Genomic DNA, 25,387 nt, shown 5'->3' on the forward strand with positions numbered 1-25,387 from the left:
GCCCGGAAACGTCGACCCCAGGTCAGAAGGGGTAGTGCGCCTGCTGCGTCGCGACGGTGACCCAGCGGGTGCTGGAGAAGGCCTCGATGCCCCAGCGGCCGCCGAACCGGCCGTAGCCGGAGTCCTTGACGCCGCCGAACGGTGCCTGCGGCTCGTCGCCGACGGACTGGTCGTTGACGTGCACGATGCCGGTGCGGATGCCGCGCGCGACGGTCAGCCCGTGCGTGGCGTTCTCGGTGATGATGCCGCAGGTCAGGCCGTTCTCGGTGTCGTTGGCGAGGGCGATGGCCGCCGCGTCGTCGGCGAACGTCTCGATGACGCAGACCGGCCCGAACGCCTCGCCGTAGTAGAGGTCCATGTCCTTGGTGACGCCGGTCAGCACGGTCGCCGGGTGCACCGCGCCGTCCGGCGCCCCGCCGCCCGTCAGCACCGTCGCGCCCTTGTCGGCCGCGTCCTTCACCAGCGCCGCGACGCGCTCCGCCGCGGCCGCGCTGACCAGCGGCCCGACGACGGTGTGCGGCTCGCGCGGGTCACCCGTGGGAAGCGCCGCGACCTTCGCCGTGAACTTCCGCGTGAACTCCTCGGCGAGGCTCTCGTGCACCAGGATGCGGTCGCCGGACATGCAGATCTGCCCCGCGTTCATGAACACGCCGAAGGTGACGGCGTCGACCGCGTAGTCCACGTCCGCGTCGTCCAGGACGAGGATCGCGTTCTTGCCGCCGAGCTCCAGCACGGCCGGCTTGAGGTGCCGGGCCGCGTGGGTGCCGATGATCCGGCCGACGCCGGTCGAACCGGTGAAGTTGACGGCCCGTACGCGGGTGTCGGCGATCAGCGTCTCGGCGACGACGGCCGCGTCCTCGGGCGCGTTGGTGACCACGTTCAGCACCCCGTCCGGGAGCCCCGCCTCGCGCAGTACGTCGGCGACGAACAGCCCGCAGGCCAGCGGCGCGTCCTCGCTCGGCTTGACCACGACGGTGTTGCCGGCGGCGAGCGGCGCGGCGACCGCGCGGACGCCGAGGATCAGCGGCGCGTTCCAGGGGGCGAACGCCGCGACGACGCCGAGCGGTTCGCGTATCGCCATGCCGAGCGCGCCGGTCTCCTGGGTGCTGAGCACCTCGCCGCGCGGCGCGGTGATCGCGGCGGCGGCCTCGCGCAGTACGTTGGCGGCGAGCGCGACGTTGAAGTGGGCCCAGGGGGCGGTGCCGCCGACCTCCTCCGCCATCAGCTCCACGGCCTGCTCGCCCTTGGCGTCGAGCAGGTCGGCCGCCTTGAGGAAGATCGCCCGGCGGGCGAACGGCGCCAGCGCGGCCCACGCGGGGAAGGCCGCCTCCGCGGCGTCCACGGCCCGCGTGACGTCCTCGGGTCCGCCGGCGGCGACGGTCGCGTACACCTCGCCGGTGAAGGGGCTGATGTCCTCGGCGGTACGTCCGGAGGCGGCGGGCACGTCCTTGCCGCCGATGAACAGTTCACGGGTGCTGGCCATGGGGTCAATGATCCTTTATTGCCGGCGGGCGGGGGAAGTGGGGGCGGGCGGTGCGGATCGCCCTCGTTCGAGTCGTTCGCAGAGTGAACTTTCGTTCACTCAACGGGGAAATGCTGCTTCCGGTTATCCCGAATGTCAAGATCCGGGCACGGGCCGTGCGGGTGAAGACCCCGCCCCGCCCCGGAGGCCGGCGCCGCACCGGGGTACAGACGCACCATGCGCGCCCTTGTGATCAACTGCACCCTCAAACCCTCCCCTCAGCCGTCGAACACCGAAGCCCTCGCCGACGTCGTGGTCAAGGCCCTGGACACGTACGGCGTCACCTCGCGCACGGTCCGGGCCGTCGACCTGGACCTCCGCCCCGGCGTCGAGAGCGACATGGGGGAGGGCGACGACTGGCCCTCGGTGCGCGAGAAGATCGTGGACGCACAGATCCTGATCATCGCCTCGCCGACCTGGCTGGGCCGCCCCTCCTCCGTGGCGCAGCGGGTGCTGGAACGCATGGACGCGATGCTCGGCGAGACCGACGAGCAGGACCGCCCCGTCGCCTTCAACCGCGTGGCCGGCGTCGTCGTGACGGGTAACGAGGACGGCGCCCACCACGTCATCAGCGAGATCAACGGCGCGCTGGTCGACATCGGCTACACGATCCCCGGCCAGAGCTGGACCTACTGGCACCTCGGCCCCGGTCCGGGCCCCGACTACCTCGACGAGGCCCGCGGCCACGACTGGTCCGCCTCCACCGCCCGCGCCATGGCCGCCAACCTGGTCCACACGGCCCGCGCCCTCGCCGCGCACCCCCTCCCGGCCCCGCCGTCCTGACCCCGCCGTACTCATCCCGCCGGGCCAGCTCCCGCGCCCGGCCCGATGCCGCCGTTCCCGCCGTTCCCCACCGCAATGCCTCGCCGAGCTCCCTAGGAGTGCACGACCGTGACAGCACAGCGCCACCGGGGCCTGCGCCCCCTCGCCGCCGGAGTGGCGGCCCTCTCGGGTGTACTGGCCCTCGCGTCCTGCGGTTCCGACGACTCCCCGGCATCCGGTGAGTCCTCCAGCGCGTCAGGGCCCAGCGCTGCCGGCTCCCGTACCGCCTCGTCCGGCGGCGCCGTGCGGTGCGGCAAGGCCGCCACGGTGCGGGCCTCCGGCTCGACCGCGCAGCACAACGCCATGCGGTTCTGGATCAGGAACTACCAGAAGGCCTGCAAGGACACCCGGATCGACTACGAGGACTCCGGGTCCGGCGCCGGACAGGCCGACTTCCTGGCCGGCCGCACCGCTTTCGCCGGCTCGGACTCCGCGCTGCGCCCCGCGCAGCTCGCCCGCTCCAAGAAGACCTGTGCGGACGGCGGCCGCGCGGTCCACCTGCCGATGCTCGGCGGCCCGATCGCGATCGGATACCACCTGCCGGGCGTCGACGAGCTCGTACTGGATGCCCCCACCCTCGCCCGGATCTTCGACGCGAAGATCACGAAGTGGAACGATCCGGCGATCGCCGAGCTGAACCCGAAGGCCGACCTGCCCGCCACCCCGATCAAGACGGTGCACCGCTCCGACGCCTCCGGTACGACCGACAACCTCACCGCTTACCTGCACGCCGCCACTCCGGACGCCTGGCCGCACCCGCACAGCCAGCGGTGGCCGGCCAAGGGCGGGGCGTCCGCCGACGGTTCGTCGGAGCTGGCCGCCGAGGTGAAGAAGACCCGCGGCGCCATCGGGTACGTGGAACTCGCCTCCGCGATCCAGCGGTCGCTCTCCACCGCCGCGATCGACACCGGCGCTTCCGCGCCGGTCCACGCCACCGTCGTCAACGCGTCGAAGGCGCTCGCGGGCGCGAAGACCACCGGCTCCGGAGGCGACCTGGTCCTCGCCCTGGACCACACGACCAAGGCCGCAGGCGCGTACCCGATCGCGATGGTCACGTACGAGATCGTCTGCGACAAGGGAAACAAGGCGGCGACCTGGCCGGCCACCAAAGCCTTCCTCACGTACAGCGCCGGCGCCGAGGGCCAGCAGGACCTCTCCTTCCAGGGCTACGCCACCCTCCCCGCCAAGATCATGGACAGGGTCCGCGACAAGCTGAGCGGCATCTCCTGACGGCGGGCGGGGCGGTCATGGCCATGCGCGGGGAACGTGCCTGACCTGGGGAATTGATCGGGGTGGCCGGTCTGCGGTTCCCGTAGTCGTGTGTCCGGGCGCGGTCCAAGCACGTCTTGGACCGCGGATTGCCTGCGTATCTCAGGAATTCTGGTCGGAGTGGCCGCAGATTCGAAGGTTGCCGTGCGGCTCCGCTGTCGACACCGCAAACGTCAGCCGCTGTCGCGTATTGCGGAAAGCGCAACCAGGTCTCCAGTGGGCGACGAATTCCGCACGCGAAAGAGGGTTGACGCTCCGGATCTCGTCGGGCTTCCATGTCCGCCGGGAGCCCGGCGAACGCACGACACAGCCGTCCACGGAGGCGATAACGCTCCCGCCAGCACACGCCACGCCCAGTCGATCGGAACCGCTCCATGACCGACATCCTCAGCCAGCCACCCGCAGGCGACCGCCTCGACGCACCCGCTGCCGGCAACGCCGGTGCCGCGGGCCCGCCCGCCGACGCCTCCGCCCCGGACGGTGCGCGTACCCTCAAGCGTTCGATCGGCGTCGTCGGCGGCACGCTGCTGACCCTGTCCTGCGTCACGCCCGCCTCCACGCTCTTCGTCGTGGTGCCCGACCTCTTCGCCGATCTGGGCACGGCCACCGCCCTGACCATCGCGATCGGTTCCGTTCTCTGCATCGCGGTGGCGTTCTGCTACTCCGAGCTGGGCACCCTGATCCCGAGTGCGGGCGGCGAGTACGCCATGGTCTCGACGCTGACCGGGCGGCTGGCCGGCTGGCTGGTGTTCGTCCTGTCGCTGCTGGTCGTGATGATCGTGCCGCCGGTGATCGCCATGGGTACGGCCGACTACCTCGCCCCCGTGGTGCACGTCCCGGCCCCGGTCGCCGGTGCCGCGGTGATGCTGCTCGCCACCCTCGCCGGCCTGCTCGACCTGCGCGCGAACGCCTGGATCACCGGCATCTTCCTGGTCCTCGAAGTCATCGCGGCGGGTGTCGTCGCGGTCCTCGGCTTCGCGCACACCGAGCGCGGCGGCGCCGCCCTGCTGCACGGCACCGTCGCAGGGCCGGACGGCGCCCCGGGCCCCGTCACCGCCCTGCTCGTCGTCTCCGGCCTGGCCATCGCCCTCTTCGTGACCCAGGGCTTCTCCACCGCGGTCTACCTCTCGGAGGAGCTGGCGGACCCGCGCCGCAACGTCGCCCGCACCGTGCTGGCCACGCTGGCGATATCGGCCGCCGTCATCCTCGTACCGGTCATCGCCATCACCCTCGGCGCCCCGGACATCGAGGCGCTGACCTCCGGCGACATCAGCACCATGGTCACCGCGTGGAGCAACTCGGCGGTCGGCACCTTCGTCAGCCTGTGTGTCGCCCTGGCGATCATCAACGCCGGGATTGTCATGGTCATCCAGAATTCCCGGGTGCTGTTCGCCTCAGCGCGTGACAAGGCCTGGCCCCAGCCGGTCAACGACGCGCTGTCCCGGCTCGGCCGCTTCGGCTCCCCATGGGTCGCGACCCTGGTCGTCGGCCTGCCTGGCGCGGCCCTGTGCTTCGTCGACCTCGACACGCTCTACGGCGTCACCGGTGTCTCCGTCTCGGGCATGTACCTGCTCGTCGCGGTCGCGGCGCTCGCCGCCCGGCGCGGGGTGCACCAGAAGACGGCCGCCTGGCGGATGCCGCTGTGGCCGGCGGTGCCGCTGCTGCTGATCGTGGTCCTCGTCTACATCCTCAGCCGGCAGGAGACGCAGTACCTGCTGTGGACCGGCGGCATCATGGCCGCGGCGACCCTGTACTGGGCCTGCTACCTCCGCCCCCGTCAGGACACCCACTGGCTGGTGACCCTCCCGGAGGACACCCGGACCGAGGAGCCTCTGGAGTCCTGAACGGATGCCAGGCCCCCGGCGACCGGTTTCCCGGCCGCGCTGTGTGGAACGCGTCTGTGCACGAAGGATCGCGAGTCACACGTGAAGAGGGAGGTGGCGCCGTGCCCAGCTTGAGCAGCCGAGCCCTGCTGCTCGTCGCGTCGGCGTTGGGGCACAAGATGGGGTACCGCGATGTGGACGAGGTCCGGCGGAAGGTCGAGCGGCAGCAGCGCCGGCCCGCCGCCTTCGGGCCGCCCAAGCGGCTGGACCGGCACTGCCGGGTGACCGCCCACTTCCGGCACGGATGGCCCTGCTACGAGGTCGTCCCGCGGGACGGCGCCGCGCGTGTCCAGGTCATGTACCTCCACGGCGGTGCCTACATCGAGGAGATCGGCGACAACCACTGGAACCTGATCGAGCAGCTCGCGACCAGCGGGGCGGCACGCGTGACCGTCCCGGTGCACCCGCTCGCGCCGCGCGGTACGGCCTCCACGGTCATCCCCGACCTCACCGCACTGGCGGGCCGGCTCACCGCGGACGGCGGGCTCCCCACCGTCTTCATGGGCGACTCGGCGGGCGGCGGGCTGGCCGTGACGCTGGCGCAGCGGCTGCGGGACACCGGCGGCACCCCGCCGGACGAGCTGGTGCTGATCTCGCCCTGGCTGGACGCCGCGACGGGCAACCCGGACATCGCGGAGGTGCAGCCGCACGATCCCATGCTGGCGACCGAGGCGCTGCGGTACTGCGGCTCGCTGTGGGCCGGCGACCTGGAACTCGCCCACCCCTGGGTGAGCCCGCTGAACGGCAGCCTGGCGGACCTGCCGCGTACGACGGTGTTCGCCGGTACCCGCGACATCCTCATCGCCGACGCCCGCCGCTTCCGTGACCGGGCGACGGCCGAGGGCGTCGAGGTGGACCTCGCCGAGGCCGAGGGGCAGATCCACGTCTACCCGCTGTGGCCCACCACCGAGGGCCACCAGGCCCGCCGCCACCTGCTCGCCTCCCTGCCCGTCCCCGCCGGGGCATCGCTCGCCGACCGGTGAGGGGACGGGCCCGAAGGCTCCATCGCAGGCGCTCAGCTCAGCGTGCGCAGCATCGAGGCGTCGAACGGTACGAGCTCGTCGGTACGGCCTTCGAAGATCTTGGCGGCCCACTCCGGGTCGCCGAGGAGCGCCCGGCCCACGGCCACGAGGTCGAACTCGTCGCGCTCCATGCGGTCCAGCAGGCGGTCGATGCCGGTGACGCCGGCCTGCTCGCCCTTGAACGCCTGGATGAACTCGTTGTCGAGGCCGACGGAGCCGACGGTCACCGTCGGGCGGCCGGAGAGCTTCTTGACCCACCCGGCGAGGTTGAGGTCGGAGTCCTCGAACTCCGGCAGCCAGTAGCGGCGCGTCGAGGCGTGGAAGGCGCTCACGCCGGCGGCGGTGAGCGGCGCGACGACGGAGTCCAGCTCCTCCGGGGTGTCGGCGAGGCGGGCCTCGTAGTTGTTCATCTTCCACTGCGACATCCGGAAGAGGATCGGGAAGTCGGCCGAGACCGCTTCCCGGCAGGCCGCGACGATCTCGGCGGCGAAACGGGTACGCGCCACCAGGTCGCCGCCGTAGGCGTCGGTGCGCCGGTTGGTGCCCGCCCACAGGAACTGGTCGATGAGGTAGCCGTGCGCACCGTGCAGCTCGATCCCGTCGAAGCCGATGCGCTCGGCCGCGCGCGCCGCCTCGGCGAACGCCGCGATCACGTCGTCGAGGTCCTGCTGCGTCATGGTGTGCCCGGACGGCGTGCCGTCGAGGGCGAGGCCGGACGGGCCGGACGGCGGGGCGTCGGGGAAGGGCGGTGCGCCCGCTTCCCGGGCCATGCCGACGTGCCACAGCTGCGGCATGATCGTGCCGCCCGCCGCGTGCACCGACTCCACCACCCGCTGCCAGCCGCCGAGCGCGTCCTCGCCGTGGAAGCGGGGGACGGCGCCGCTGGTGCCGGCGGCCGGGTGGTCGACGTACGTACCCTCGGTGATGATCAGGCCGACGCCGCCGGCGGCCCGGCGCGCGTAGTAGTCAGCGACGTCGGCGCCCGGGACGCCGCCCGGCGAGAACTCGCGGGTCATCGGCGCCATGGCGATGCGGTTGGGCACGGTGAGCCCGCCCAGTGCGAAGGGGCGGGAGAGCACCTGAGCCGCCCGGGCGGCGGGGTCACTGGATGTCACGTCGGTTCTCCTCGGTCGGGAAGCGGTGGCAGAACGCCGCAGGCAGGCGACGTTCCACAGTCCGGAACAACGGCGAACCGGAGTCACCATCCGCTTTCTTGCGTGGCCTTCGTCACATCCGCCCGGGAAGGCGCGCCGGGGCGCCTCAGGTGTGTGCCGGGATGTTCTCCGCCGCCCAGGCGGCCAGTTCGCGGGCGCAGGCCGCCACCGTTTCCTGCCACGTCCGGTCGGCGCCGTCCCCCGCCTCGTCGCTGACGTGCTTGACGAGGCGCACCGGCACGTCGGCCTGGAGCGCGACGTGCGCCAGCGCGTATCCCTCCATGTCCACCAGCGCGGCCCGCGCCGCCAGCCGGTCACGGGCCGCGTCGTCGGCGATGAAGGAGTCGCCCGTGGCGAGCACCGGTCCGCCCGCGTCGGCCAGGTCCAGGGGCGCGCCCGTGATCTCGCCCGTCAGCGTGGCCAGCAGTTCGCTGTCCAGGTCGTGCTGGATCACGGAGCTGATGACGTGGGTGCCCCGCAGCCCCGGGCGCAGCGCGCCGGCCGTGCCCAGGTTGACGATGCCCGAGGGGAGGGTGCCGCGTGCCAGTACGGTGGCCAGCGCGGTCGCCGCGTTGACCTTGCCCATGCCGGTGAGCAGGACCGGAAGACCGGCCCCGAGGAACTGCGCCTCCTCCTTGAGGGCGACGACGAGCAGCGGGCGGTCGGCGGTTATCTCACCTATGAGTTCCATGCCGTCACGTTAACCGCGCACGCCCCACCGCTCTGCGGCGGGGCCGCGGTACCGCAGGTCAGGTGCTGCGGACCGGCGCCGCGTGCGGGTAGCGGACGAAGAGGATGCCGTGCACGTCGCCGTCCGGGGCGCTGTAGAGGTGCGGGGTGTCGGCGCGCCAGTGCGCGTACTCGCCCGGCCCCGCCGTCTGCGGCTCCGCCGGGTCGCCCACCACCGCCGTACCGGTCAGCACCATCAGGCTCTCCGACGTGTCCGTGATGTGCGCGGCCGACTCCTGGACGCTGCCGGCGGCGATGCGGATGCGGAAGATGTCGGTGGCGGCCGGAGGCTCCTCGAAGCGCTCGATGAGGGCCGCGGTGACGGCGCTGCCCGAGACGCCCTCGTCCTGTGCCTGGAAGGCGTGCCGGGGGTGGTCGCTGAGGACGGCGCTGAGCGGGCTGTTCAGTGCGGTGGTGAGGGCGTAGAGGGTCTCCAGGGTGGGGTTGCGCTGCCCGCCCTCCAGTTCGGAGAGCGTTCCCTTGCCGACGCCGGAGCGCCGGGCCAGTTCGGAGAGGGACAGGCGTTGCTGCTGGCGGAGCTCCCGGAGCCGGCGCCCCACCTCGTCGTTCAGGCCCATACCCTCCGCTCCTCTTCACCCGTGCCGGCGCCCGTGTCCGGGAGGCCGTTGACGGGTGACCAGCCTACTCTCTACTGTTCCGTGAACAGAACGTTCCGTAAACAGAACAGCCTGGCACAGAACCCTGGAAGCGATGTCCCTGATGGCTCGAATACGCGCTGCCGCCCCGCCCTCGGCAGTGGTCGCCGGACTGATCGCGGTGCTGGTCGGCGTCACCAGCTCGGCCGCTCTCGTCTTCACCGCGGCCAAGGCGGCCGGCGCCGACTCCCGCGAGATCTCCTCCTGGATGCTCGCCCTCGGCGTGGGGCTCGCCTGCACCTGCATCGGCCTGTCCGTGCGCTACCGCGCGCCCGTGGTGACCGCCTGGTCCACCCCGGGCGCCGCGCTCCTGACCACCGGCCTCAGCGGGGTCTCCATGGCGCAGGCCGTCGGCGCCTTCCTCTTCTCCGCACTGCTCATCCTGGTCAGCGGGGTCACCGGCTGGTTCGCGCGCGCCATGAACCGCATCCCCGTACCGCTGGCGGCGGCGCTGCTGGCCGGAGTGCTCTTCCAGTTCGGCACCGGCCTCTTCACCACCATGCACAGCAGCTTCGCCGTGGCCTTCCCGATGTTCGTCGCGTACCTGCTGGGCCGCCGGCTGCTGCCCCGCTACGCCGTACTGCTCGCCCTGGCCGCCGGCGTCGTCGCCACGCTCTTCACGGGCGGCTGGCACCCCGGCCGGATACGGCTCTCCGTGGCCACGCCCGTGTTCGTCACGCCGGACTTCGACTGGAAGGTCCTCGTCAGCGTCGGCGTCCCGCTGTTCGTGGTCACCATGGCCTCGCAGAACCTGCCCGGCGTCGCGGTCCTCCGCGGTGCGGGCTACGACGTACCGGTCTCGCCGCTCATGACCTGGACCGGTACCGCGAACTTCCTGCTGGCGCCGTTCGGCGCGTACGGCCTCAACCTCGCGGCGATCACCGCGGCCATCTGCGCCGGCGAGGAGGCGCACCCCGACCGCCGCAGGCGCTACGTCGCCGGCGTCTGGGCCGGCATCTTCTACCTCTGCGTCGGCGTCCTCGGTGCCACGGTGGCGTCCCTGCTCGCCGCCATGCCGCACGCCCTGGTGCTCGGCATCGCCGGCATCGGACTGCTCGGCACCGTCACCAGCTCGCTGTCCACCGCCGTCGCCGACCCGGCGGCGCGGGAAGCGGCCGTGGTCACCTTCCTCGCCACGGCGTCCGGCGTGACCCTGCTGGGCATCGGATCGGCCTTCTGGGGCCTGCTCGCGGGCGTCCTCACGCGCGTGCTCCTCTCGGCCGGGCGCACGCCGAGTGCCACGCCGGCCTCGGCTCAGGGCTCCTCGGAACGCACCCGGATCACCGCGTAACGGCACTCCTCCGCGCTGTCGTTGACGAAGGCGCACGGTGCCGGGGCGCCGAGTTCGAGCCGGTCGCCGGCTTCGAGCCCGTGCACCGCGTCGCCCTCGTGGAACGTCAGCCGGCCGTCGAGCACCCAGACGATCTGCCGGACGAAGGCGAACGTCTCGGCCGGGTACGGGATGCGGGCGCCGGCGGGCAGCCGGATCTCCGCGATGTCGGCGGGGAACCGGGGCCCGGAGATCTGCCGCCGGCCGTACCCGGTGGCCGGGTCGCGCCACTCGGCGATGCCGCCCGTACGGCCGCCCGCCCCCTCGGCCGCCGCGCCCCCGTCCGTACCGCCGTCCGGTCCGTCCGCCGTCCCCTCCGCCATCGCCATCAGCGACGAGACGCTGATCCGGAAGGCGCCGGACAGCTTGCCGAGGACGACGGCGGTCGGGCTGCTCTCGCCGCGCTCGATCCGGTTGATCATCGCCCGTGAGACGCCGGAGGCGTCGGCCAGCTGGGCCAGCGTCCACCCGCGCCGTTCCCGTTCGCCGCGAACCCGCGCTCCGATGCGTGCCACCAGTGGATCTACCATATTGGACATGGATCCAATATATGAGAACGGGGTGGCGGTACCGGGGACGGGAGCGGCGCCCGCCGCGGCGGCGGTACGCGCGGCGCGGCCCGGCGATCTGGAGGCCGTGCTCGGCATCCGTAACGACGCGGTCAAGAACTCGACCGCCCTGTGGACCGAGACGCCCCTGACGACGGCGGAGGGCGCCGCCTGGTTCGCCGCGTACCTGGAGCGGGGCGCGGCGTTCGTGGCCGAGTACGCGGGCGAGGTCGTCGGGTTCGCGGTGTACGGGCCCTGGCGCGCGCTGGAGGGCTACCGGCACTCGGCGGAGAACTCCGTCTACGTCCGCACGGACCGGCACGGCCTGGGGATCGGCTCCGCACTGCTGACCGTCCTCGTCCCGGCGGCGCGGCAGGCCGGCTACCACGTCATGATCGCCGACATCGAGGCCGGCAACGCCGCCTCGATCCGCCTGCACGAACGGTTCGGCTTCGAGACCGTCGGCACGGTGCGCGAGGTCGGTATCAAGTTCGGCCGCTGGCTGGACCTGACGATCATGCGCCTGCCGCTGGACTGACGCGCCCCGCCCGGCCGCGCCGCATCCGCACCAGCGCGGCGACGGCGAGGCAGGCGCTGATCGCGGCGATCGCCAGCCCGGTGTGGTGCAGCCCGCCGTCGGTGGAGTGGGCGCCGATGAGCAGCGCGAGCATCGCCGAGGCGAGGTTGGCGCCGACGTACTGCGCGGTGCGGTACAGCCCGCCCGCCGCGCCGGCCTGTCCGGCGGGCGCGGCCTCGTAGACCGCGTTCTGGTTGGCCATCGAGTTGTATCCGTTGGGGATGCCGAGCACCAGGCACAGCACCACCAGCAGCCAGACCGGGGAGGCGTGCGTGGGCAGCGTCAGCAGCAGCCCGCCCACCGCGAGCACCACCGAACCGATGAGCAGCAGCGGACCGGGCCCGCGCCGCTTCTGCACCCGCGTGGCGGTGAGCGTGGAGACGATGCCCATCAGCGCGAGCGGCAGCATCACCAAGCCGGTCCCGGACGCGCCCAAATCCCGGGACTCCTCCAGCCACTGCGGCAGGCCGTAGAAGATGCCGTAGTACGCGGTGTAGGTGGCGATGGTCCGTACGTAGGTGAAGGACAGCGCGCGGTTCGAGAGCAGCCGCAGATCCAGGAAGGGCACCGGCGCGCGCAGCGAGCGCCACACCGTGCACAGCCCGGCGAGCACCGCCCCGCCCAGCGCCCACCAGTACGGCGTCTCCGCGAGCGACAGCAGCCAGTACATCAGCAGGCCCATCGCGGCCACGAAGAGCAGCATCCCGGGCAGGTCCAGCTCCGCCACGGTGCGCCGCAGCGCCTTGGTCCCGCGTACGGGGTCGGCGGGGGCCCACAGCAGGATGGCGGTCGCGCCGATCACCGTCAGCGGCACGTTGGCCCAGAAGATGCCGGACCAGCCGAAGCCGCCGACCAGTACACCGCCCAACGTCGGGCCGAGCGCGACCATCACCTGGGAGCAGACCGTCAGCGCCGCCAGCGCGTTGTGCGAATCCGCGCGCATCCGGTCGGCGGCGCGGCGGACCATGGCCAGCCCGCACGGGTACTGGGCCGCGGTGCCGATGCCGATGACGACGCGGCAGGCGACCAGTACGCCGACGGACGGGGCGAAGGGGGCGGCGAGCGAGGCGAGCGCGACCAGCACGAGCCCGGCGAGCGACACCTTGCGCGGGCCGAGCGTGTCGGCGAGCCGGCCGGCGGCGGGAGCTGCCACGGCGGTGGCGAGGTAGAGGCCGGAGACCAGCCAGGCGGTGGCGTGCCCGGCTCCGAAGTGCGCCTGGATGCCGACCAGGGCCACCGCGATCATCGAGGAGTTCAGCGGCTGCAGGATCGTGCCGAAGGCGATGGGGCCGACCATGCGCTGCGGCAGCTGCGGCCGGGCCCGGGATGCGGTGCTGTCTCCGCCTCGGCCGGGCTGGTCTTCAGCAGTGCTGGCTACCTCGTCGCGCGACGAACGGGGAGCGGGGGACTTCTCACTGGAGGGGGGCACCGGGGTGGTCCTTCTCGGGGCGCGTGGGGGAGGGGGGCGGAGGGCCGCTGCTTCGGTCCGGGGGCTCGGGCTCCGCGTCGTCGGGGGCGGTGGCCAGGCGGTCCAGCAGACGGGTGGTCAGCCGGAGCAGGTCGCGTTCCACGTCGTTCAGGTGCGTCGCCATCGCGCGGGCCAGCCAGACGTCCCGGCGCTCCCGGTCGGCCCGGAGGAACTCCACGCCGCGGCCGGTCGGGTGCAGCAGCGTCTGCCGCCCGTCGGCCGGGTCGGGGCGCCGCTCGACCAGCCCCAGGTCCACGAGTCTGGCCACCGGGCGCGCCATCGACTGCGGGGTGACGCGCTCCGCCGCGGCCAGCTCGCTCGCGGTCGCCGGCCCGTCGCGGTCCAGCCGCCCCAGTACGGCCATCGCGCCGAGCGTCAGCTCGCCGGGCGGACGCTGCGCCCGGAGGCGGCGCGCGATGCGCATCAGGCTGTTGCGCAGCTCGACGGCTGCGTGATCGAGCCCTTCACCGTGGGAGCCCTCTTCGCCGTAGGACATTTCTTCAGCATAGCTCAATAGATGGCCGATGCATCCGAAGGCGGACGGGCGAGCGGGCGGCGCCCGGGCGGCGTCAGCGCACGGGCAGTGCGTACCGCAGGATGCGGCCCCAGGTCACGCACGTCGACCGGCGGCGGGTCCTGACCGCCGGCGCCCCCACCCTCACCGTCGGCCTCGGACTGCTCCGCACCCCCGCCGAACTCGCCACCATCATGCTCGCGGTGCCCGTCCTCACGGCCCCGGGCTTCCTCATCAACCGCCTGGCCGGCCCCCGTACCGCTGTCGAGCCGCCCCCGCGGCCGGCGGAAGGGCGGCGGGGACCGGAGAAGTTCTTGACGGCTTCTTCATCGGTCCTTCATAGGTGCCGCTCTACCTTCGTCGGCGTCCGGCCGCGGTGTGCCGGGCGTGACCGAGGGGTGAGGAGCGCAGGGATGGCGTCGCGTCGGTGGTTCGGGGGACGGTTGCTGGTCGGTGCGGTGTCGGTGGTGGCGCTGACGGTGACCGGGTGCGGAGGCGGCGGGGACGAGGGGGACGAGATCGCGTCCGCCGGGAACGGCAAGCCCAGCGCCGGCACTTCGAAGGGCGGCACGAGCGAGCTGGCCGAGTACGTCGAAGGACAGCGCAAGTGGGTCGCGTGCCTGCGGAAGGAAGGGCTCGACGTACCGGACCCCGACGCCAAGGGGCAGGTCGACTTCGGTGACAACGCCAAGTGGAAGCGCGACCAGAAGGCGCTGAAGGCACAGGAGAAGTGTGCTGACCTCAGCCTGCCCGTTCCCGAGAGCGTCCAGAAGGAACAGCAGCCCGAGCTCTCCGAGGAAGAGATCGAGAAGAACCGGCGCTACGCCACGTGCATGCAGGAGCACGGCGCCGCGGACTTCCCCGACACGGGCGAGGACGGCCACTTCCGGGACGTCCAGTGGGACTCGACGTCGGCGGGCGCCAAGCGGGCCGCGCGGCAGTGCGGCTCGATCATCGGTATCCCGTCCGACGCACCCACCCCCAAGGGCTGACGGGACATCGAACCGTGAACGTCGAGGAAGAGACGGAAGCGGCGGGGGAGCGGCCCGCCACGGACGAGGAGCAGGCGGCGGCCGGTGCCGACGGCCCGAGAACCGGACGGCGCGCACGCGGCCCCGTCCTCGTGGGCGCCGGAATCCTCCTGGTCGCCGGGGTCACCGCGGTCGGTGCCCTGGGGCTGGGCGGCGGCGGACCGGACGCCGGTCAGGCGGACCGGGGCAGGAGCGGCCGGACCGTACCGGTCACCCGGGGCACCCTCACCGACCAGACCGAGATCGACGGGCAGCTCGGCCACGGGCCTGAGGTGCCGTTCCCGGTCAAGGCGGAGGGCACGGTGACCTGGCTGCCCGAGACGGACCGCACGGTACGCCGCGGCGAGTCGGTGCTGCGCGTCGACGACCGCCCGGTCACCCTCCTCTACGGCAGCCTGCCCATGTACCGCGACCTGGGCATGACGGAGCCGGCGGAACCGGCCGGCGGCAGTGGCAAGGACGGCGGTGCCACGAGCGACGACAGCGGCGGCACGGGAACCGGCGGCGCGGCCGGTGACAGCATCGACGGCGGCGGTGGCGGCGCCGTCGACCCCGAGGATCCCACCGGCACCGCGGCCGGCCAGGCGGGCGGTGCCCAGCGGCAGCCCACGACGCTGCCCCGGCCCCCGTCCGCGCGTCAGCCGGCGCCCCTGCACGGCATGGACGTCAAGCAGTTCGAGACCAACCTGCGGGCACTGGGCTACGCGGGCTTCACCGTGGACGAGACGTACACACAGCTGACCGCCGACGCGGTACGGCGCTGGCAGCGGGACCTCGGCGTGCCGCAGACCGGCAAGGTCGCCGCCGGGGACATCGTCTACGCGCCCGGCCCGGTGCGGATCGCGGGCACGGGCGTACGGGTCGGGGCCGAGGCGGGCGGCAGTCCGCTGAGCTACACCAGTACTTCCCGCATGGTCACGGTGGAGGCCCCCGCCGCAGAGACGGGCTGGGCGCAACGCGGCAGCGAGGTCACGGTGGACCTGCCGGACGGGCATGCCGTGAAGGGCAAGGTCGCCAGCGTGGGCAAGGACGCGTCGGCGCCCGGCGCGGGCGAGGGCGACGCCGAAGGCGCGGACGGCGGCGGCTCGGGCGCCAAGGCGGCCACCGTCTCCGTCGTGATCACCTTCGCGGACCAGGACGGGCTGGGCAGGATGGAGAGCGGCCCCGTCACCGTCCGCTATGTGGCCGAGCAGCGCAAGGGGGTGCTGACCGTACCGGTCGCCGCGCTGGTGGCCCTGGCCGAGGGCGGCCACGGCCTGGAGCTCGCGGACGGCGGCGGTGCGGAGGACGGCGCCGATGGCTCCGGCCGGTTCGTCCCCGTCAAGACCGGCCTGTTCGCCGACGGCCGGGTCGAGGTGAGCGGACCCGAGGTCCATGAGGGCATGAAGGTGAGGATTCCCGAATGACCTCGGCAACCCGCACACCGGCCGCGGCCGAAGCCCGGCTCCGTACCCCCGTCGTCGAGTTCGACGCCGTCTCGAAGACCTACCCCGGCCACGTCACCGCCGTCGACGGCGTGGACCTGGTCATCGAGTACGGCGAACTGGTCTGCGTCGTCGGCCACTCCGGCTCGGGCAAGTCGACCATGCTGCATCTGATGGGCACGCTCGACCGGCCGTCCGGCGGCCGGGTCACCGTGGACGGCCACCCGGTCGCCGAACTGTCCGACCGGGAGGTCTCCGCACTACGGGCGCAGCGCATCGGCTTCGTCTTCCAGCAGTTCCACCTGGCCGTGGGGGTGCCCGTACTGGACACCGTCGCCGACGGGCTGCTGTACGCGGGCGTGCCGCTGCGGGAGCGGCGGCGCAGGGCGGCGGAGGCGCTGGCCCGGGTCGGGCTCGACCACCGTACCGGGCACCTTCCGCACCAGCTCTCCGGCGGTGAGCGGCAGCGGGCCGCGGTCGCCCGCGCGGTGATCGGCGCACCGGCCCTGCTGCTCGCCGACGAGCCCACCGGCAACCTCGACTCGGCCTCCGGAGCCGCGGTGCTGGAGCTGCTGCGGGACCTGCACGCCGCCGGCACGACGGTGGTGGTCATCACGCACGACCGGGAGATGGCGGCGGTGTTCGACCGGAGGGTGGAGATGCGCGACGGCCGGATCGTCGCGGACAGCGGACGTACGGCTCCCCACGGCGAGGTGCCGCGATGAGCCGCGCCCGGCATGCCGCGTCGCTGCGGCCCGCCCGGCTGAGCCCCGCCGACCTCCTCCGGCTCGGCGGCACCGGACTGCGTACCCGCCCGCTGCGGGTGTTCCTCTCCGCGCTGGGCATCGCGATCGGAGTGGCCGCGATGGTCGCCGTCGTCGGCATCTCCAGCTCCAGCCGGGCGGAGGTCGACCGCAGGCTCGACGCGCTCGGCACCAACATGCTGCGCGTCGCGCCCGGACAGACCCCCGACGGCAAGAAGACCCGGCTGCCGGAGGAGGCGGTACCGATGATCCGGCGGATCGGCCCGGTGCGGCAGGTGGCGGCGGTCGGCACGGTCGACGGTGCCGCGGTCTACCGCAATGAGCACATGCCGCCGGGGCGGACCAGCAGCGTCCAGGTGGCCGCCGCCGAGCCGGAACTGCTGCCGGCGATCGGGGGGAAGGTCCGTACGGGCCGGTGGCTCGCGTCGGCGACCGAGGAGTACCCGGCGGTGGTGCTCGGCGCCCAGGCGGCCCGGCGGCTGGACGCGTACACCCCGGGCACCCGGCTGTGGCTGGGCGGCACGTGGTTCTCGCTGGTCGGCGTGTTGGAACCGGCGCCGCTCGCGCCCGAGATCGACAGCTCGGCGCTGGTCGGCCGGCAGGCGGCACGGACGTACCTGCGTTTCGACGGCCACCCGTCGACCGTCTACGTACGCGCCCGGGACGACCGGGTGGCGGCGGTGCGGGACGTCCTCGCGGCGACCGCGAACCCGGCGAAGCCGAACGAGGTGCTGGTCTCCCGGCCCTCCGACGCGCTCGCGGCGCGCGAGGCCACCGAGTCCGCGCTGACCGGGCTGCTGCTCGGCCTCGGCGGGGTCGCGCTGCTCGTGGGCGGGGTCGGGGTCGGCAACACCATGGTGATCTCGGTGCTGGAACGCCGCCCGGAGATCGGCCTGCGCCGGGCGCTGGGCGCCACCAGCGGCCAGATCAGGGGCCAGTTCGTCGCCGAGTCGCTGCTGCTGTCCGCGCTGGGCGGCCTCGGCGGAACGGTGCTGGGCACGGTCATCACCGCCGGCTACGCGTACGTACGGGGCTGGCCGACCGAGGTACCGGTGTGGGCAGCGGGCGCGGGTATCGCCGTCACGCTGCTGATCGGGGCGATCGCCGGCCTCTACCCGGCCGTACGGGCCGGCCGGCTCGCTCCCACCACCGCGCTCGCGGGGTCCTGAGCCGGGGTCCGGCCGCCTGACACGGGGGCCGGACCCCGAGCCGCACCGGCCCCCGTCAGCCCGCGTCCGCCGGTACCGCCGGCACCCCGCCGAGCGTGACCGTGAAGACCGTCCCGGCCCCGACCGTGCTCGCCACCTCGATCGTCCCCCCGTGGTCGGTCACGATCTGCCGGGCGATGGACAGCCCCAGCCCACTGCCGCCGGTGGCGCGGCCCCGCGCCGCGTCGGCGCGCCAGAAACGGTCGAAGAGGTGCGGCAGGTCCTCGGCGGGGATGCCCGTCCCGGTGTCCCGCACCTCGATGACCGCCGTACCGCCGCGCCCGGTCACGCTCAGCGTCACGGTGCCGCCCGGCGGCGTGGCCCGCAGCGCGTTCCCGACGAGATTGCCGACGACCTGGCGCAGCCGGTCGGCGTCGGCGACCGCGTACACCCGTTCCGGCGCCGCCAGTTCCAGCGCGACACCGGCGTTCTCGGCCTGCGTGCGGTGCGCGGTACGGCAGGTCTCCAGCAGCTCGCCCAGTTCGACGTCGGTGCGGTGGTAGGTGAGCGCACCGGCCTCGGCCAGCGCCAGGTCTTGCAGGTCGTCCACGATGCGCTGCTGGAGCATCGCCTCCTCGTGCAGGGATTCCAGGAGTTCGGGCGTCGGCTCCACGACGCCGTCCCGCAGGGCCTCCAGGTAGCCGCGCAGATTGGCGAGCGGGGTGCGCAGCTCGTGCGCGATGTCGCCGGTCATCCGGCGCTGGCGGGCCTCGCCGGCCTGGAGGGAGTCGGCCATCCGGTTGAACGCACGCCCCAGCTCGGCGATCTCGTCCCGCCCGGAGACCGGGACGCGTCGCCCCAGCTCGCCTTCCCCCAGGCCCCGGGCCGCCAGCGTCAGGGCGCGGACCGGACGCAGGACGGCCCTGCTGAGCAGGAGGGCGCCGAGGATGGCGGCGAGGGCCACGCCGGCCGCGACGGCGACGGTGGGTGCGGCGGCCAGGGTGGGCGGGGACTCGTCGCGTACGCCCAGGCGGACCTGGAGCCGGGGCGGCGCCGCCGTGCCGACCCGCTCGTCGAAGGTCCGCTGCAGACAGCCGGCGAACCGCCGCTCGGACTCGCACGGGCGGACCGCCGCATGGTCCTGGGCCGCCTTCGGGTCCGAGGCCGCGGCCGGCTCCTCGCACTGCGCGGGCGGCGGCCGGTCCGTGCTGATCCGGGGGACGCCGGTGCTGTCCGGCCGGGCCGTCACCTTCGCCCCGGCCCGGGTCAGGCAGGCCGCGTAGGCCGCGGCCGCCCGGTACTCGCCGATCGCGGTGACCGTGCGCTTGACGGAGGCCAGTGGCACCTTGTCCGTCGGCAGCCGCAGCGTGGGGCGCGGGTCGACCAGGACTGGGGGCTGCCGGCTCACCGCGCGGGGCTCGTGGCCGGTGAGCGCGTCGGAGTCGGCGAGCAGTTCGTCGGCCTCCGTGGCCACCCAGATGCGCTGGCCGGTCTCCTTCGCCAGCCGGCTCACCGTGGGGGAGAGCCCTTCCCAGGTGCCGTGCGCGTACCCGTACGCGTGGAGTTCACCGGTGATCCGGGACACCACCTGCCGTCCCGCGGTGACGGAATCGGCTGCCTGGCGGGTCGCCTGACGCCAGGTCAGCCAGGCGGTCGCGGCCGTGGCGGCCATCGCGACGAGCATCAGCAGGGCGAGCGCCCGCAGCCGGAAGCTCACCGCTCCTCACCCTGCGGCACGGCCAGCCGGTATCCCCGTCCGTACACGGTCTCGACGTACCGCGCGCCCTCGCGGCCGCCCTTCTCCAGCTTCCGCCGCAGGTTCATCACATGCGCGTCGACGGTGCGTTCCAGCACGTTCTGGTCGAAGCCGAAGACCCGGTCGATGATCTGGGCCCGGGTGAAAGCGCGTCCGGGCTCGCCCGCGAGCACGGTCAGAATGGCGAACTCCTTGCCGGTCAGCACCACCGGCTCGCCGGAGATCCGCACCTCGAAGCGGGCGGTGTCGACCTCCAGGTCCCCGACCGTCAGCACGGTGGGCTCCGTATGCCCGGCCGCCTTCGCCCGCCGTAACAACGCCCGGACCCGGGCGGTCAGTTCCCGCGGGCTGTACGGCTTGGTCAGGTAGTCGTCGGCCCCGAGGTCCAGGCCCAGCAGCATGTCCTCCTCGGTGGTGCGCGCGGTGAGGAGCAGGATGGGCACCTGGGACTCGGCCCGCAGAATGCGGCAGACGTCGAGCCCGTCGACGCCCGGCATCATCACGTCGAGCACGATGAGGTCGGGCCGGGAGGAGCGGGCCCGGTCGATGGCGGCGCGGCCGTCCCCGACCGTCTGTACCTCGTTCCCCTCCCGCTCCAGGTAGATCCGGATCAGGCGCGCCTGTTTCACGTCGTCCTCGGCGACCAGTATGCGAGCGCTCAACAAGCCTCTCCTCACGCCTTGTGCCTATTTGTCTTCCCGTAGCGCGTTTTCAGCCGCGCAGACACCCGAAATCGGACGCTCCGGGGCGGAATGCTTTCTTCGCCATGTTCAGAACAGGATCGTACTAACGCCACGTGCATCCCACACGATGCAGTGGTCACTGCTCTCGCCCGGAAGCCACCCGGCACGCGGGACGGTGCCGACAACAAAACATCTCTGGGGGAAGAATGAAGCGCCGAATCGCCGCCGCCCTGCCCGTGATCGCGGCGGTGGCCGCCTGCATCCCGATGACCCTCGCCACCCCGGCGACCGCCGCCGCTTCCTGCGGCAAGACCGCCGCCGACAAGGACAGCAGCGCCTGGAACGCCACGGCCGACGGAGCCAACCAGCGCAGCGGCTCCAGCACCAGCTGTGCCGTCCGCGGCATCGCCTACTCCGGACACCGCCTCGACTACCACTGCTACACCGTTGCCGGCGACTACACCTGGACGTACCTCAGAAACGACAGCACGGGGACCTCCGGCTGGGTCCGCGATGACCTGCTGAGCGACTACGGCTCCAGCGTGTACTGCGGCTTCTGATCACACGCGGTCCGACCGCACCGCACAGTACTGCCAGGGGCGGCTCCGCCGGGGCCGCCCCTGGTGTTTCGGAACAGCTGGTGTTCCAGGACAGCTGATGTCTCAGAACAGCTGGTGTCTCAGGACAGCGTACGGACGGCCCGGCGGACCTCCTTGGCGACCGCGGCCGGGAGCGGGGCGTAGTGGAGCGCGGCGAGGTGCTTCTGCCCCTCGGCGCCCGCGGTGTAGCTCAGGAACGACTTCAGCGCAGGCAGCGAAGCGGCCTGGTTCCCCTTGTCGCAGACGATCTCGTAGGTCATCAGGACGATGGGGTACGCGCCGGCCTTCGGCGCGTCGTAGTCGAAGGCGAGCGTCTTGTCGTTGCCCTCCCCGACGATCTCCGCGGCGCCGATGCCGGCCGAGGCGGTCTCCGTGGTGGGTGCCACCGGCTCGCCCGCGCCCGTGCCGATGCTGACCGTGGTGATCTTCCGGGAGGCGGCGAAGGACAGCTCGAAGTAGCCGATGGTGCCGGGCGAGGAGGACACCTCCGACGCGATGCGGGAGGACCCGCTCCCGGCTCCGCCGCCCTTGCCCTGCCACGACTTGTCGACGGGGTGCGGCCAGGCACCGGGCGCCGCGCCGGCCAGGTAGTCCTGGAAGTTCTGGGTGGTGCCGGAGTCGTCCGAGCGGTGCATCGGCCGGATCGGCAGGGAGGGCAGCTCCGTACCGGGGTTCAGCTTCTTGACGGCCGGGTCGTCCCAGGTGGTGATGCGCGCATCGAAGATCTTCGCGAGGGTCGGCGCGTCCAGCACCAGATGGTCCACGCCGGGCAGGTTGAACCCGATGGCGATCGGGCCGCCGACCATCGGGAGATGGATGGCCCGGCCGCCCTGGCAGGTGTCCCGCGACCACTTGATCTCCTGGTCGCTCAGCACGCCGTCGGTGCCGCCGAACGCCGTCGCCCGCCGCTGGAACTGCGCGACGCCCGCCCCCGACCCCAGCGGGTTGTAGGCGATCCGGGTGCCGCGGCAGGCCCGTTGGTACTCGTCGATCCAGTGCTCCATCGCGTTCTGCTGCGCCGTCGAGCCGGAGCCGCGTACCTTGCCCTGGCCCACGCAGTCGATGTCGGCGGCCACCGGCTCCGCTTCCCGGCGGCTGCCGTCCGCGTCACCGGTGGCCTGCGCCCCGCACCCGGCGAGCAGCAGGGTGCCCGCGCAGGCCCCGGCGAGCAGAGTGCTCCATCGGCTCGTACGCGCCCTACGGACCCGACGTCGGCTCTGCACTTCTGTTCCCCTCACGGCGCCACACGCGACACTCACCTCGACACAACGAACTGCGCATGAATGCTCGCCGATCTTTCGTACGGGGTGAGTGTCGTCCGGGCGAACGGAAGGTGATCTCTGGGTCACGGTCAGGTGAACGGCGCCTCGCCCGCTCTCGTACGGGCGCCGTGCGGGCTGCCGCTACGGCAGTGCGTGCACGTGCGGCCCGACCGCGTTGGACCAGGCGTTGCCGCTGGTCGCGTCCCAGTTGGTGGACCAGGTCATCGCGCCGCGCAGGGTGGGGTAGGTCTTGGCGGGCTTGAAGGTACCGCAGCCGGTGCCCTTGGTGAGGCAGTCCAGCGCGGCGTTGACGACGCTCGGTGCCACGTAGCCGCTGCCGGCCCCGCGCGTGGAGGCGGGCACGCCGATCCCGACCTGCGAGGGGTCCAGCCCGCCTTCGAGCTGGATGCAGGCCAGCGCGGTCAGGAAGTCCACCGAGCCCTGGCTGTAGACCTTGCCGTCGCAGCCGAGCATCGAGCCGCTGTTGTAGTACTGCATGTTGACGACGGTCAGGATGTCCTTGATGTTCAGCGCCGTCCTGAAGTAGCTGCCCGATGTGGACTGCATGTCGATGGTCTGCGGTGCCATGGTGATGACGAGGCCGCTGCCCGCCTTCTGCGACAGGGAGCGCAGTGCCTGCGTCATGTAGGTGGGGTTGAGGCCGTTCTCCAGGTCGATGTCGACGCCGTTGAAGCCGTACTCCCGCATCAGCGCGTACACACTGTTCGCGAAGTTCGTGGCGGAGGCCGCGTCGTTGACGGAGACGGTGCCCTTCTCGCCGCCGACCGAGATGACGACCGTCTTGCCGGCCGCCTGCTTGGCCTTGATGTCGGCCTTGAACTGCTCGACGGTGTAGCCGTTCAGGCCCGCGGTGTCGAGGTTGAAGGTGACGGCACCGGGCGTGCTGGTGGCGTCGGCGAAGGAGACGGCGATGATGTCGTACTGGCCCGGTACGTCGCTGATCTTCTGGACGGCGGCGCCGTTGTTGAAGTTCTGCCAGTAGCCGGTGACCGCGTGCTTGGGCACCGCCGGGTTGCCGCCGGAGCCGCCGTCGGGTGCCGTGGTGGCGGTGACCTGGGCCGACTTGGCGGATTCACCGGCCGCGTTGGTGGCCGCCACCTGGAAGCGGTACGCGGTGGCCGGGCTGAGGCCGGTGACCGTCGCCGAGGTGCCGCTGACGGCCTGCACCTTGGTGCCGTCGCGGTAGACGGTGTAGCCGGTGGCGTCCTTGGCGGCGTTCCAGGAGAGCGCGACCGAGGAGGAGGTCACGGTGGTGACGGTGAGGCCGGCCGGGGTGGCGGGCACGCCGGGCACCGGGTCGGTGCCGCCTCCGCCGTCGGGCCCGAAGACGCTGAGGTCGTCGGCGAAGTAGGCGGCCTGCCCGTACCAGCCGTGCGTGTAGACGGTCACGGACGTGGTGTTCGGCCCGGTGGTGAAGCTCGTGTTCAGCTGCTGCCAGTCGGAACCGCCCTGCGTCCAGGTCGACACGTCGGTGGTACCGGTGCCCGATGCGCCGAGGTAGACGTACGCGCCCTGGACGTACGCGCTGAGCTTGTACGTCGAGCCGGGCTTGACCGCCACGGTCTGGGAGCACCTGGCGTTGTCGGAGCCGGCCGGGGTGGCCTTCAGGGCGCTCGTACCACCGTGCACGGGGCTCGTGACGGTCGTGCCGCTGCCGTTCGAGCAGGTCCAGTTGGTCAGGCCCGACTCGTAGCCGGAGTTCTTGGCGACGTTGACGTCGGCCGCCGGCGCTGCGGCCGCCTGGACGCCGCCCGCCGCGAACGCGGCGGCCGCGAGGGCCGCGAGCACGGTGGTGCGCCACCGTCTGTGCCGGGCGGGTCTGACTCTTGCGGTACGGGGCATGGCTGTCTCCGCTGCAGGAAAGGGAGGCGTCCGCGGGAGGCGTCCCGGGACGGTTCAGGAGACGGCGGCCACCGTGTCTGCGCTAAAAATGGTTCAGACCAATGCTGTTGTCAAGGGTCACCGCGAGGGCCGGTCGCTCTTCCGCGGCCGGGGCGCCACGTCCTGCGGGAAGGTCAGCTCGCCGCCCATCCACCGCATCGCCGGAGTGATCTCCTGCCGCCAGGTCGTGAAGTGGTGGCTGCCCCGGGGCAGGACGATGGAGTCCACGGTCATCGGCGGTTTCGCCGCACGCACGAACCGCATCGTGTCGGCGTAACCGGGCTCGCCCCGCCTGCTGCTGGCCACCAGCACGGAGATCCGCGGCACCGGCCGGTGCGCCAGCCGCCAGAACAGGTCGTGCTCGCGCTGCCGCTGGGCCGCCCGCGGCCCGGACCCGAAGAGACTGCCGGTGGTCAGGTCGTCCCGGATCCGGTAGTCGGCGGAGAGGGCGACCGCAGAGGTGTAGACACCGGGGTTGCGCAGGGCGAGTTCGAGGGCGCAGGTGCCACCGGAGGAGTAGCCGAGGGCTCCCCAGGCGCTCGGGTCGTGGCCGACGCGGTAGGCCGACTTCAGCGCGTCCGGCAGGTCCTTGGTGAAGAACGTCTCGGCCTGCGGCCCGCCGGGCACGTCCACGCACTGGGTGTCCCGCGGCGGCGCGATGGTCGGTCGGATCATCACCACGACGGTCGGCTGCATCGCGTGCCGCGCGATCAGCCGCCCCGCGGTCTGCGGCACCTGGAGGTACTGCGCGAGATTCATGATGCCGCCGGGATAGCCGCTGATCGCGACGATGACGGGGAACCGCTGCCGGTGGAACTGGCGTTGGAAGTACTGCGGCGGCAGATAGACGAAGGCCGGATTCGCCACCCTGGTACGGCGCCCCATGATCCGTACGGACTCCACCTTGCCGGCCTTCTCCGGCGGGCCCGCGGGCAGCCCCGTCACCCGGTCCAGGCCCTGCGGCCCGGCCGCTTGCACCAGCCCGCCCCGCACCCCGGCGGCCACGTCCCGGCCGTGGTGCCGGATGACCGACACCGGCGCCTGCTCGTTGCGTCCGAGCAGCTCGTCCCACGAGCCGTAGAACTCGAAAGCGGAGTTGACGCCCAGGGCCAGCGCGCAGACGATCGCGAGCTGGGTGACGGCGATCGAGGCGAGCCGGCCCAGCACGGGCCGGAGCCCGCGCCCGGCCAGCCGAGGCCAGCCCCACACCGTGAGGACCACACAGAGCACGGCGGCCACCGCCACCGCGGATACGAGCGCTTGGCTGGTCAGCCCCATGCACCCATCACTCCCACACGTCGAGACGTCCGGGGCCGGGCCGCCC

At 72.7% G+C, this 25,387-nt stretch carries 23 protein-coding genes; 11 read left to right on the forward strand and 12 right to left on the reverse strand.

Annotated elements, in window-relative coordinates; genetic code table 11:
- Positions 1-22: 22 nt before the first annotated feature.
- A complete protein-coding gene (locus AAC944_RS34930) occupies positions 23-1,483 on the reverse strand; it encodes an aldehyde dehydrogenase family protein (RefSeq protein WP_030613659.1) in 1,461 nt (486 codons plus the stop codon).
- 216 nt (positions 1,484-1,699) lie between these two features.
- On the opposite strand from AAC944_RS34930, the gene AAC944_RS34935 reads away from it, so the two are divergent.
- The 4 genes from AAC944_RS34935 (at position 1,700) to AAC944_RS34950 (ending at position 6,479) form a co-directional block, all read left to right on the forward strand.
- Positions 1,700-2,305 (forward strand): flavodoxin family protein, encoded by a 606-nt coding sequence (locus tag AAC944_RS34935; protein WP_030613661.1) that lies wholly within the window; start codon positions 1,700-1,702, stop codon positions 2,303-2,305.
- Between the two features lie 108 nt (positions 2,306-2,413).
- Positions 2,414-3,574 (forward strand): phosphate ABC transporter substrate-binding protein PstS, encoded by a 1,161-nt coding sequence (gene pstS / locus AAC944_RS34940; RefSeq protein WP_051871692.1) that lies wholly within the window; start codon positions 2,414-2,416, stop codon positions 3,572-3,574.
- 413 nt (positions 3,575-3,987) lie between these two features.
- The gene (locus AAC944_RS34945) at positions 3,988-5,457 is read left to right on the forward strand and encodes an APC family permease (protein WP_030613667.1); all 1,470 of its coding nucleotides are present in this window, start codon (positions 3,988-3,990) and stop codon (positions 5,455-5,457) included.
- 110 nt (positions 5,458-5,567) lie between these two features.
- A complete protein-coding gene (locus AAC944_RS34950) occupies positions 5,568-6,479 on the forward strand; it encodes an alpha/beta hydrolase fold domain-containing protein (protein ID WP_368396659.1) in 912 nt (303 codons plus the stop codon).
- Positions 6,480-6,511: 32 nt separating this feature from the next.
- Here AAC944_RS34950 and AAC944_RS34955 read toward each other — a convergent pair whose 3' ends face one another.
- From AAC944_RS34955 to AAC944_RS34965, 3 genes are all read right to left on the reverse strand, one after another.
- Positions 6,512-7,633: an NADH:flavin oxidoreductase gene (locus AAC944_RS34955; protein WP_030613673.1), complete on the reverse strand. Its 1,122-nt coding sequence runs from the start codon at positions 7,631-7,633 to the stop codon at positions 6,512-6,514.
- Positions 7,634-7,778: 145 nt separating this feature from the next.
- A complete protein-coding gene (locus AAC944_RS34960; protein WP_030613676.1) occupies positions 7,779-8,363 on the reverse strand; it encodes a nucleosidase in 585 nt (194 codons plus the stop codon).
- Between the two features lie 58 nt (positions 8,364-8,421).
- Entirely contained in the window at positions 8,422-8,979 is a 558-nt protein-coding gene (locus tag AAC944_RS34965; RefSeq protein WP_030613678.1) for a helix-turn-helix domain-containing protein, read from the reverse strand.
- A gap of 133 nt (positions 8,980-9,112) precedes the next feature.
- Here AAC944_RS34965 and AAC944_RS34970 point away from each other — a divergent pair, with 133 nt between their 5' ends.
- Positions 9,113-10,348: a benzoate/H(+) symporter BenE family transporter gene (locus AAC944_RS34970; RefSeq protein ID WP_037772046.1), complete on the forward strand. Its 1,236-nt coding sequence runs from the start codon at positions 9,113-9,115 to the stop codon at positions 10,346-10,348.
- Here AAC944_RS34970 and AAC944_RS34975 read toward each other — a convergent pair.
- Positions 10,312-10,917, reverse strand: coding sequence for a helix-turn-helix domain-containing protein (locus AAC944_RS34975; RefSeq protein WP_030613698.1), 606 nt, complete (start codon positions 10,915-10,917; stop codon positions 10,312-10,314). The two genes, AAC944_RS34970 and AAC944_RS34975, sit on opposite strands and share 37 nt — an antisense overlap.
- A gap of 7 nt (positions 10,918-10,924) precedes the next feature.
- Here AAC944_RS34975 and AAC944_RS34980 point away from each other — a divergent pair, with 7 nt between their 5' ends.
- Entirely contained in the window at positions 10,925-11,473 is a 549-nt protein-coding gene (locus tag AAC944_RS34980) for a GNAT family N-acetyltransferase (RefSeq protein ID WP_078888523.1), read from the forward strand.
- Here AAC944_RS34980 and AAC944_RS34985 read toward each other — a convergent pair.
- Entirely contained in the window at positions 11,451-12,809 is a 1,359-nt protein-coding gene (locus AAC944_RS34985; RefSeq protein WP_030613704.1) for an MFS transporter, read from the reverse strand. The two genes, AAC944_RS34980 and AAC944_RS34985, sit on opposite strands and share 23 nt — an antisense overlap.
- A gap of 115 nt (positions 12,810-12,924) precedes the next feature.
- Entirely contained in the window at positions 12,925-13,476 is a 552-nt protein-coding gene (locus AAC944_RS34990; RefSeq protein WP_063759926.1) for a MarR family winged helix-turn-helix transcriptional regulator, read from the reverse strand.
- A gap of 431 nt (positions 13,477-13,907) precedes the next feature.
- Here AAC944_RS34990 and AAC944_RS34995 point away from each other — a divergent pair, with 431 nt between their 5' ends.
- The 4 genes from AAC944_RS34995 to AAC944_RS35010 are packed head-to-tail and all read left to right on the forward strand — an operon-like array spanning position 13,908 to position 17,882.
- Complete coding sequence (locus AAC944_RS34995; RefSeq protein WP_030613709.1) at positions 13,908-14,486, forward strand: hypothetical protein; 579 nt, start codon at positions 13,908-13,910, stop codon at positions 14,484-14,486.
- A gap of 14 nt (positions 14,487-14,500) precedes the next feature.
- Positions 14,501-15,931 carry a peptidoglycan-binding protein gene (locus tag AAC944_RS35000; protein WP_051871694.1) on the forward strand — a complete coding sequence of 477 codons (1,431 nt, stop codon included), beginning with the start codon at positions 14,501-14,503 and terminating at the stop codon, positions 15,929-15,931.
- Complete coding sequence (locus AAC944_RS35005; RefSeq protein ID WP_051871695.1) at positions 15,928-16,674, forward strand: ABC transporter ATP-binding protein; 747 nt, start codon at positions 15,928-15,930, stop codon at positions 16,672-16,674. Before AAC944_RS35000 ends, AAC944_RS35005 begins: the two co-directional genes overlap by 4 nt.
- Positions 16,671-17,882 carry an ABC transporter permease gene (locus AAC944_RS35010; RefSeq protein WP_030613717.1) on the forward strand — a complete coding sequence of 404 codons (1,212 nt, stop codon included), beginning with the start codon at positions 16,671-16,673 and terminating at the stop codon, positions 17,880-17,882. The genes AAC944_RS35005 and AAC944_RS35010 overlap by 4 nt, the downstream gene beginning before the upstream one ends.
- A 55-nt stretch (positions 17,883-17,937) precedes the next feature.
- On the opposite strand, the gene AAC944_RS35015 is transcribed toward AAC944_RS35010, so the two are convergent.
- Together AAC944_RS35015 and AAC944_RS35020 are read right to left on the reverse strand one after the other, a co-directional pair.
- Complete coding sequence (locus AAC944_RS35015) at positions 17,938-19,578, reverse strand: sensor histidine kinase (RefSeq protein ID WP_030613720.1); 1,641 nt, start codon at positions 19,576-19,578, stop codon at positions 17,938-17,940.
- The gene (locus tag AAC944_RS35020; protein ID WP_030613723.1) at positions 19,575-20,279 is read right to left on the reverse strand and encodes a response regulator transcription factor; all 705 of its coding nucleotides are present in this window, start codon (positions 20,277-20,279) and stop codon (positions 19,575-19,577) included. The genes AAC944_RS35015 and AAC944_RS35020 overlap by 4 nt, the downstream gene beginning before the upstream one ends.
- Before the next feature lie 227 nt (positions 20,280-20,506).
- Here AAC944_RS35020 and AAC944_RS35025 point away from each other — a divergent pair, with 227 nt between their 5' ends.
- Complete coding sequence (locus tag AAC944_RS35025) at positions 20,507-20,860, forward strand: SH3 domain-containing protein (RefSeq protein ID WP_030613728.1); 354 nt, start codon at positions 20,507-20,509, stop codon at positions 20,858-20,860.
- Positions 20,861-20,979: 119 nt separating this feature from the next.
- Here the strand turns inward: AAC944_RS35025 and pstS (AAC944_RS35030) are convergent, their stop codons facing one another.
- The 3 genes from pstS (AAC944_RS35030) to AAC944_RS35040 form a co-directional block, all read right to left on the reverse strand.
- A complete protein-coding gene (pstS, locus tag AAC944_RS35030) occupies positions 20,980-22,122 on the reverse strand; it encodes a phosphate ABC transporter substrate-binding protein PstS (RefSeq protein WP_030613731.1) in 1,143 nt (380 codons plus the stop codon).
- Positions 22,123-22,302: 180 nt separating this feature from the next.
- Positions 22,303-24,024 (reverse strand): chitinase, encoded by a 1,722-nt coding sequence (locus AAC944_RS35035; RefSeq protein WP_030613733.1) that lies wholly within the window; start codon positions 24,022-24,024, stop codon positions 22,303-22,305.
- A 117-nt stretch (positions 24,025-24,141) separates the two neighbouring features.
- Positions 24,142-25,341 carry an alpha/beta hydrolase gene (locus AAC944_RS35040; protein WP_030613737.1) on the reverse strand — a complete coding sequence of 400 codons (1,200 nt, stop codon included), beginning with the start codon at positions 25,339-25,341 and terminating at the stop codon, positions 24,142-24,144.
- Positions 25,342-25,387: the final 46 nt, after the last annotated feature.

This window comes from Streptomyces sclerotialus (genome assembly GCF_040907265.1).
Taxonomy (GTDB): domain Bacteria; phylum Actinomycetota; class Actinomycetes; order Streptomycetales; family Streptomycetaceae; genus Streptomyces; species Streptomyces sclerotialus.

Bases quoted from the DNA above. Each gene is read 5' to 3' on its own strand.
- AAC944_RS35040 (WP_030613737.1), bottom strand. From the start codon at position 25,341: ATGGGGCTGACCAGCCAAGCGCTCGTATCCGCGGTGGCGGTGGCCGCC.
- AAC944_RS35005 (WP_051871695.1), top strand. From the start codon at position 15,928: ATGACCTCGGCAACCCGCACACCGGCCGCGGCCGAAGCCCGGCTCCGT.
- AAC944_RS34985 (WP_030613704.1), bottom strand. From the start codon at position 12,809: ATGGTCGGCCCCATCGCCTTCGGCACGATCCTGCAGCCGCTGAACTCC.
- AAC944_RS34970 (WP_037772046.1), top strand. From the start codon at position 9,113: ATGTCCCTGATGGCTCGAATACGCGCTGCCGCCCCGCCCTCGGCAGTG.
- AAC944_RS35010 (WP_030613717.1), top strand. From the start codon at position 16,671: ATGAGCCGCGCCCGGCATGCCGCGTCGCTGCGGCCCGCCCGGCTGAGC.
- AAC944_RS35025 (WP_030613728.1), top strand. From the start codon at position 20,507: ATGAAGCGCCGAATCGCCGCCGCCCTGCCCGTGATCGCGGCGGTGGCC.
- AAC944_RS34995 (WP_030613709.1), top strand. From the start codon at position 13,908: ATGGCGTCGCGTCGGTGGTTCGGGGGACGGTTGCTGGTCGGTGCGGTG.
- AAC944_RS34975 (WP_030613698.1), bottom strand. From the start codon at position 10,917: ATGGTAGATCCACTGGTGGCACGCATCGGAGCGCGGGTTCGCGGCGAA.
- AAC944_RS35035 (WP_030613733.1), bottom strand. From the start codon at position 24,024: ATGCCCCGTACCGCAAGAGTCAGACCCGCCCGGCACAGACGGTGGCGC.
- AAC944_RS34990 (WP_063759926.1), bottom strand. From the start codon at position 13,476: ATGTCCTACGGCGAAGAGGGCTCCCACGGTGAAGGGCTCGATCACGCA.
- AAC944_RS34965 (WP_030613678.1), bottom strand. From the start codon at position 8,979: ATGGGCCTGAACGACGAGGTGGGGCGCCGGCTCCGGGAGCTCCGCCAG.
- AAC944_RS34945 (WP_030613667.1), top strand. From the start codon at position 3,988: ATGACCGACATCCTCAGCCAGCCACCCGCAGGCGACCGCCTCGACGCA.
- AAC944_RS34980 (WP_078888523.1), top strand. From the start codon at position 10,925: ATGGATCCAATATATGAGAACGGGGTGGCGGTACCGGGGACGGGAGCG.
- AAC944_RS34935 (WP_030613661.1), top strand. From the start codon at position 1,700: ATGCGCGCCCTTGTGATCAACTGCACCCTCAAACCCTCCCCTCAGCCG.
- AAC944_RS34930 (WP_030613659.1), bottom strand. From the start codon at position 1,483: ATGGCCAGCACCCGTGAACTGTTCATCGGCGGCAAGGACGTGCCCGCC.
- AAC944_RS34960 (WP_030613676.1), bottom strand. From the start codon at position 8,363: ATGGAACTCATAGGTGAGATAACCGCCGACCGCCCGCTGCTCGTCGTC.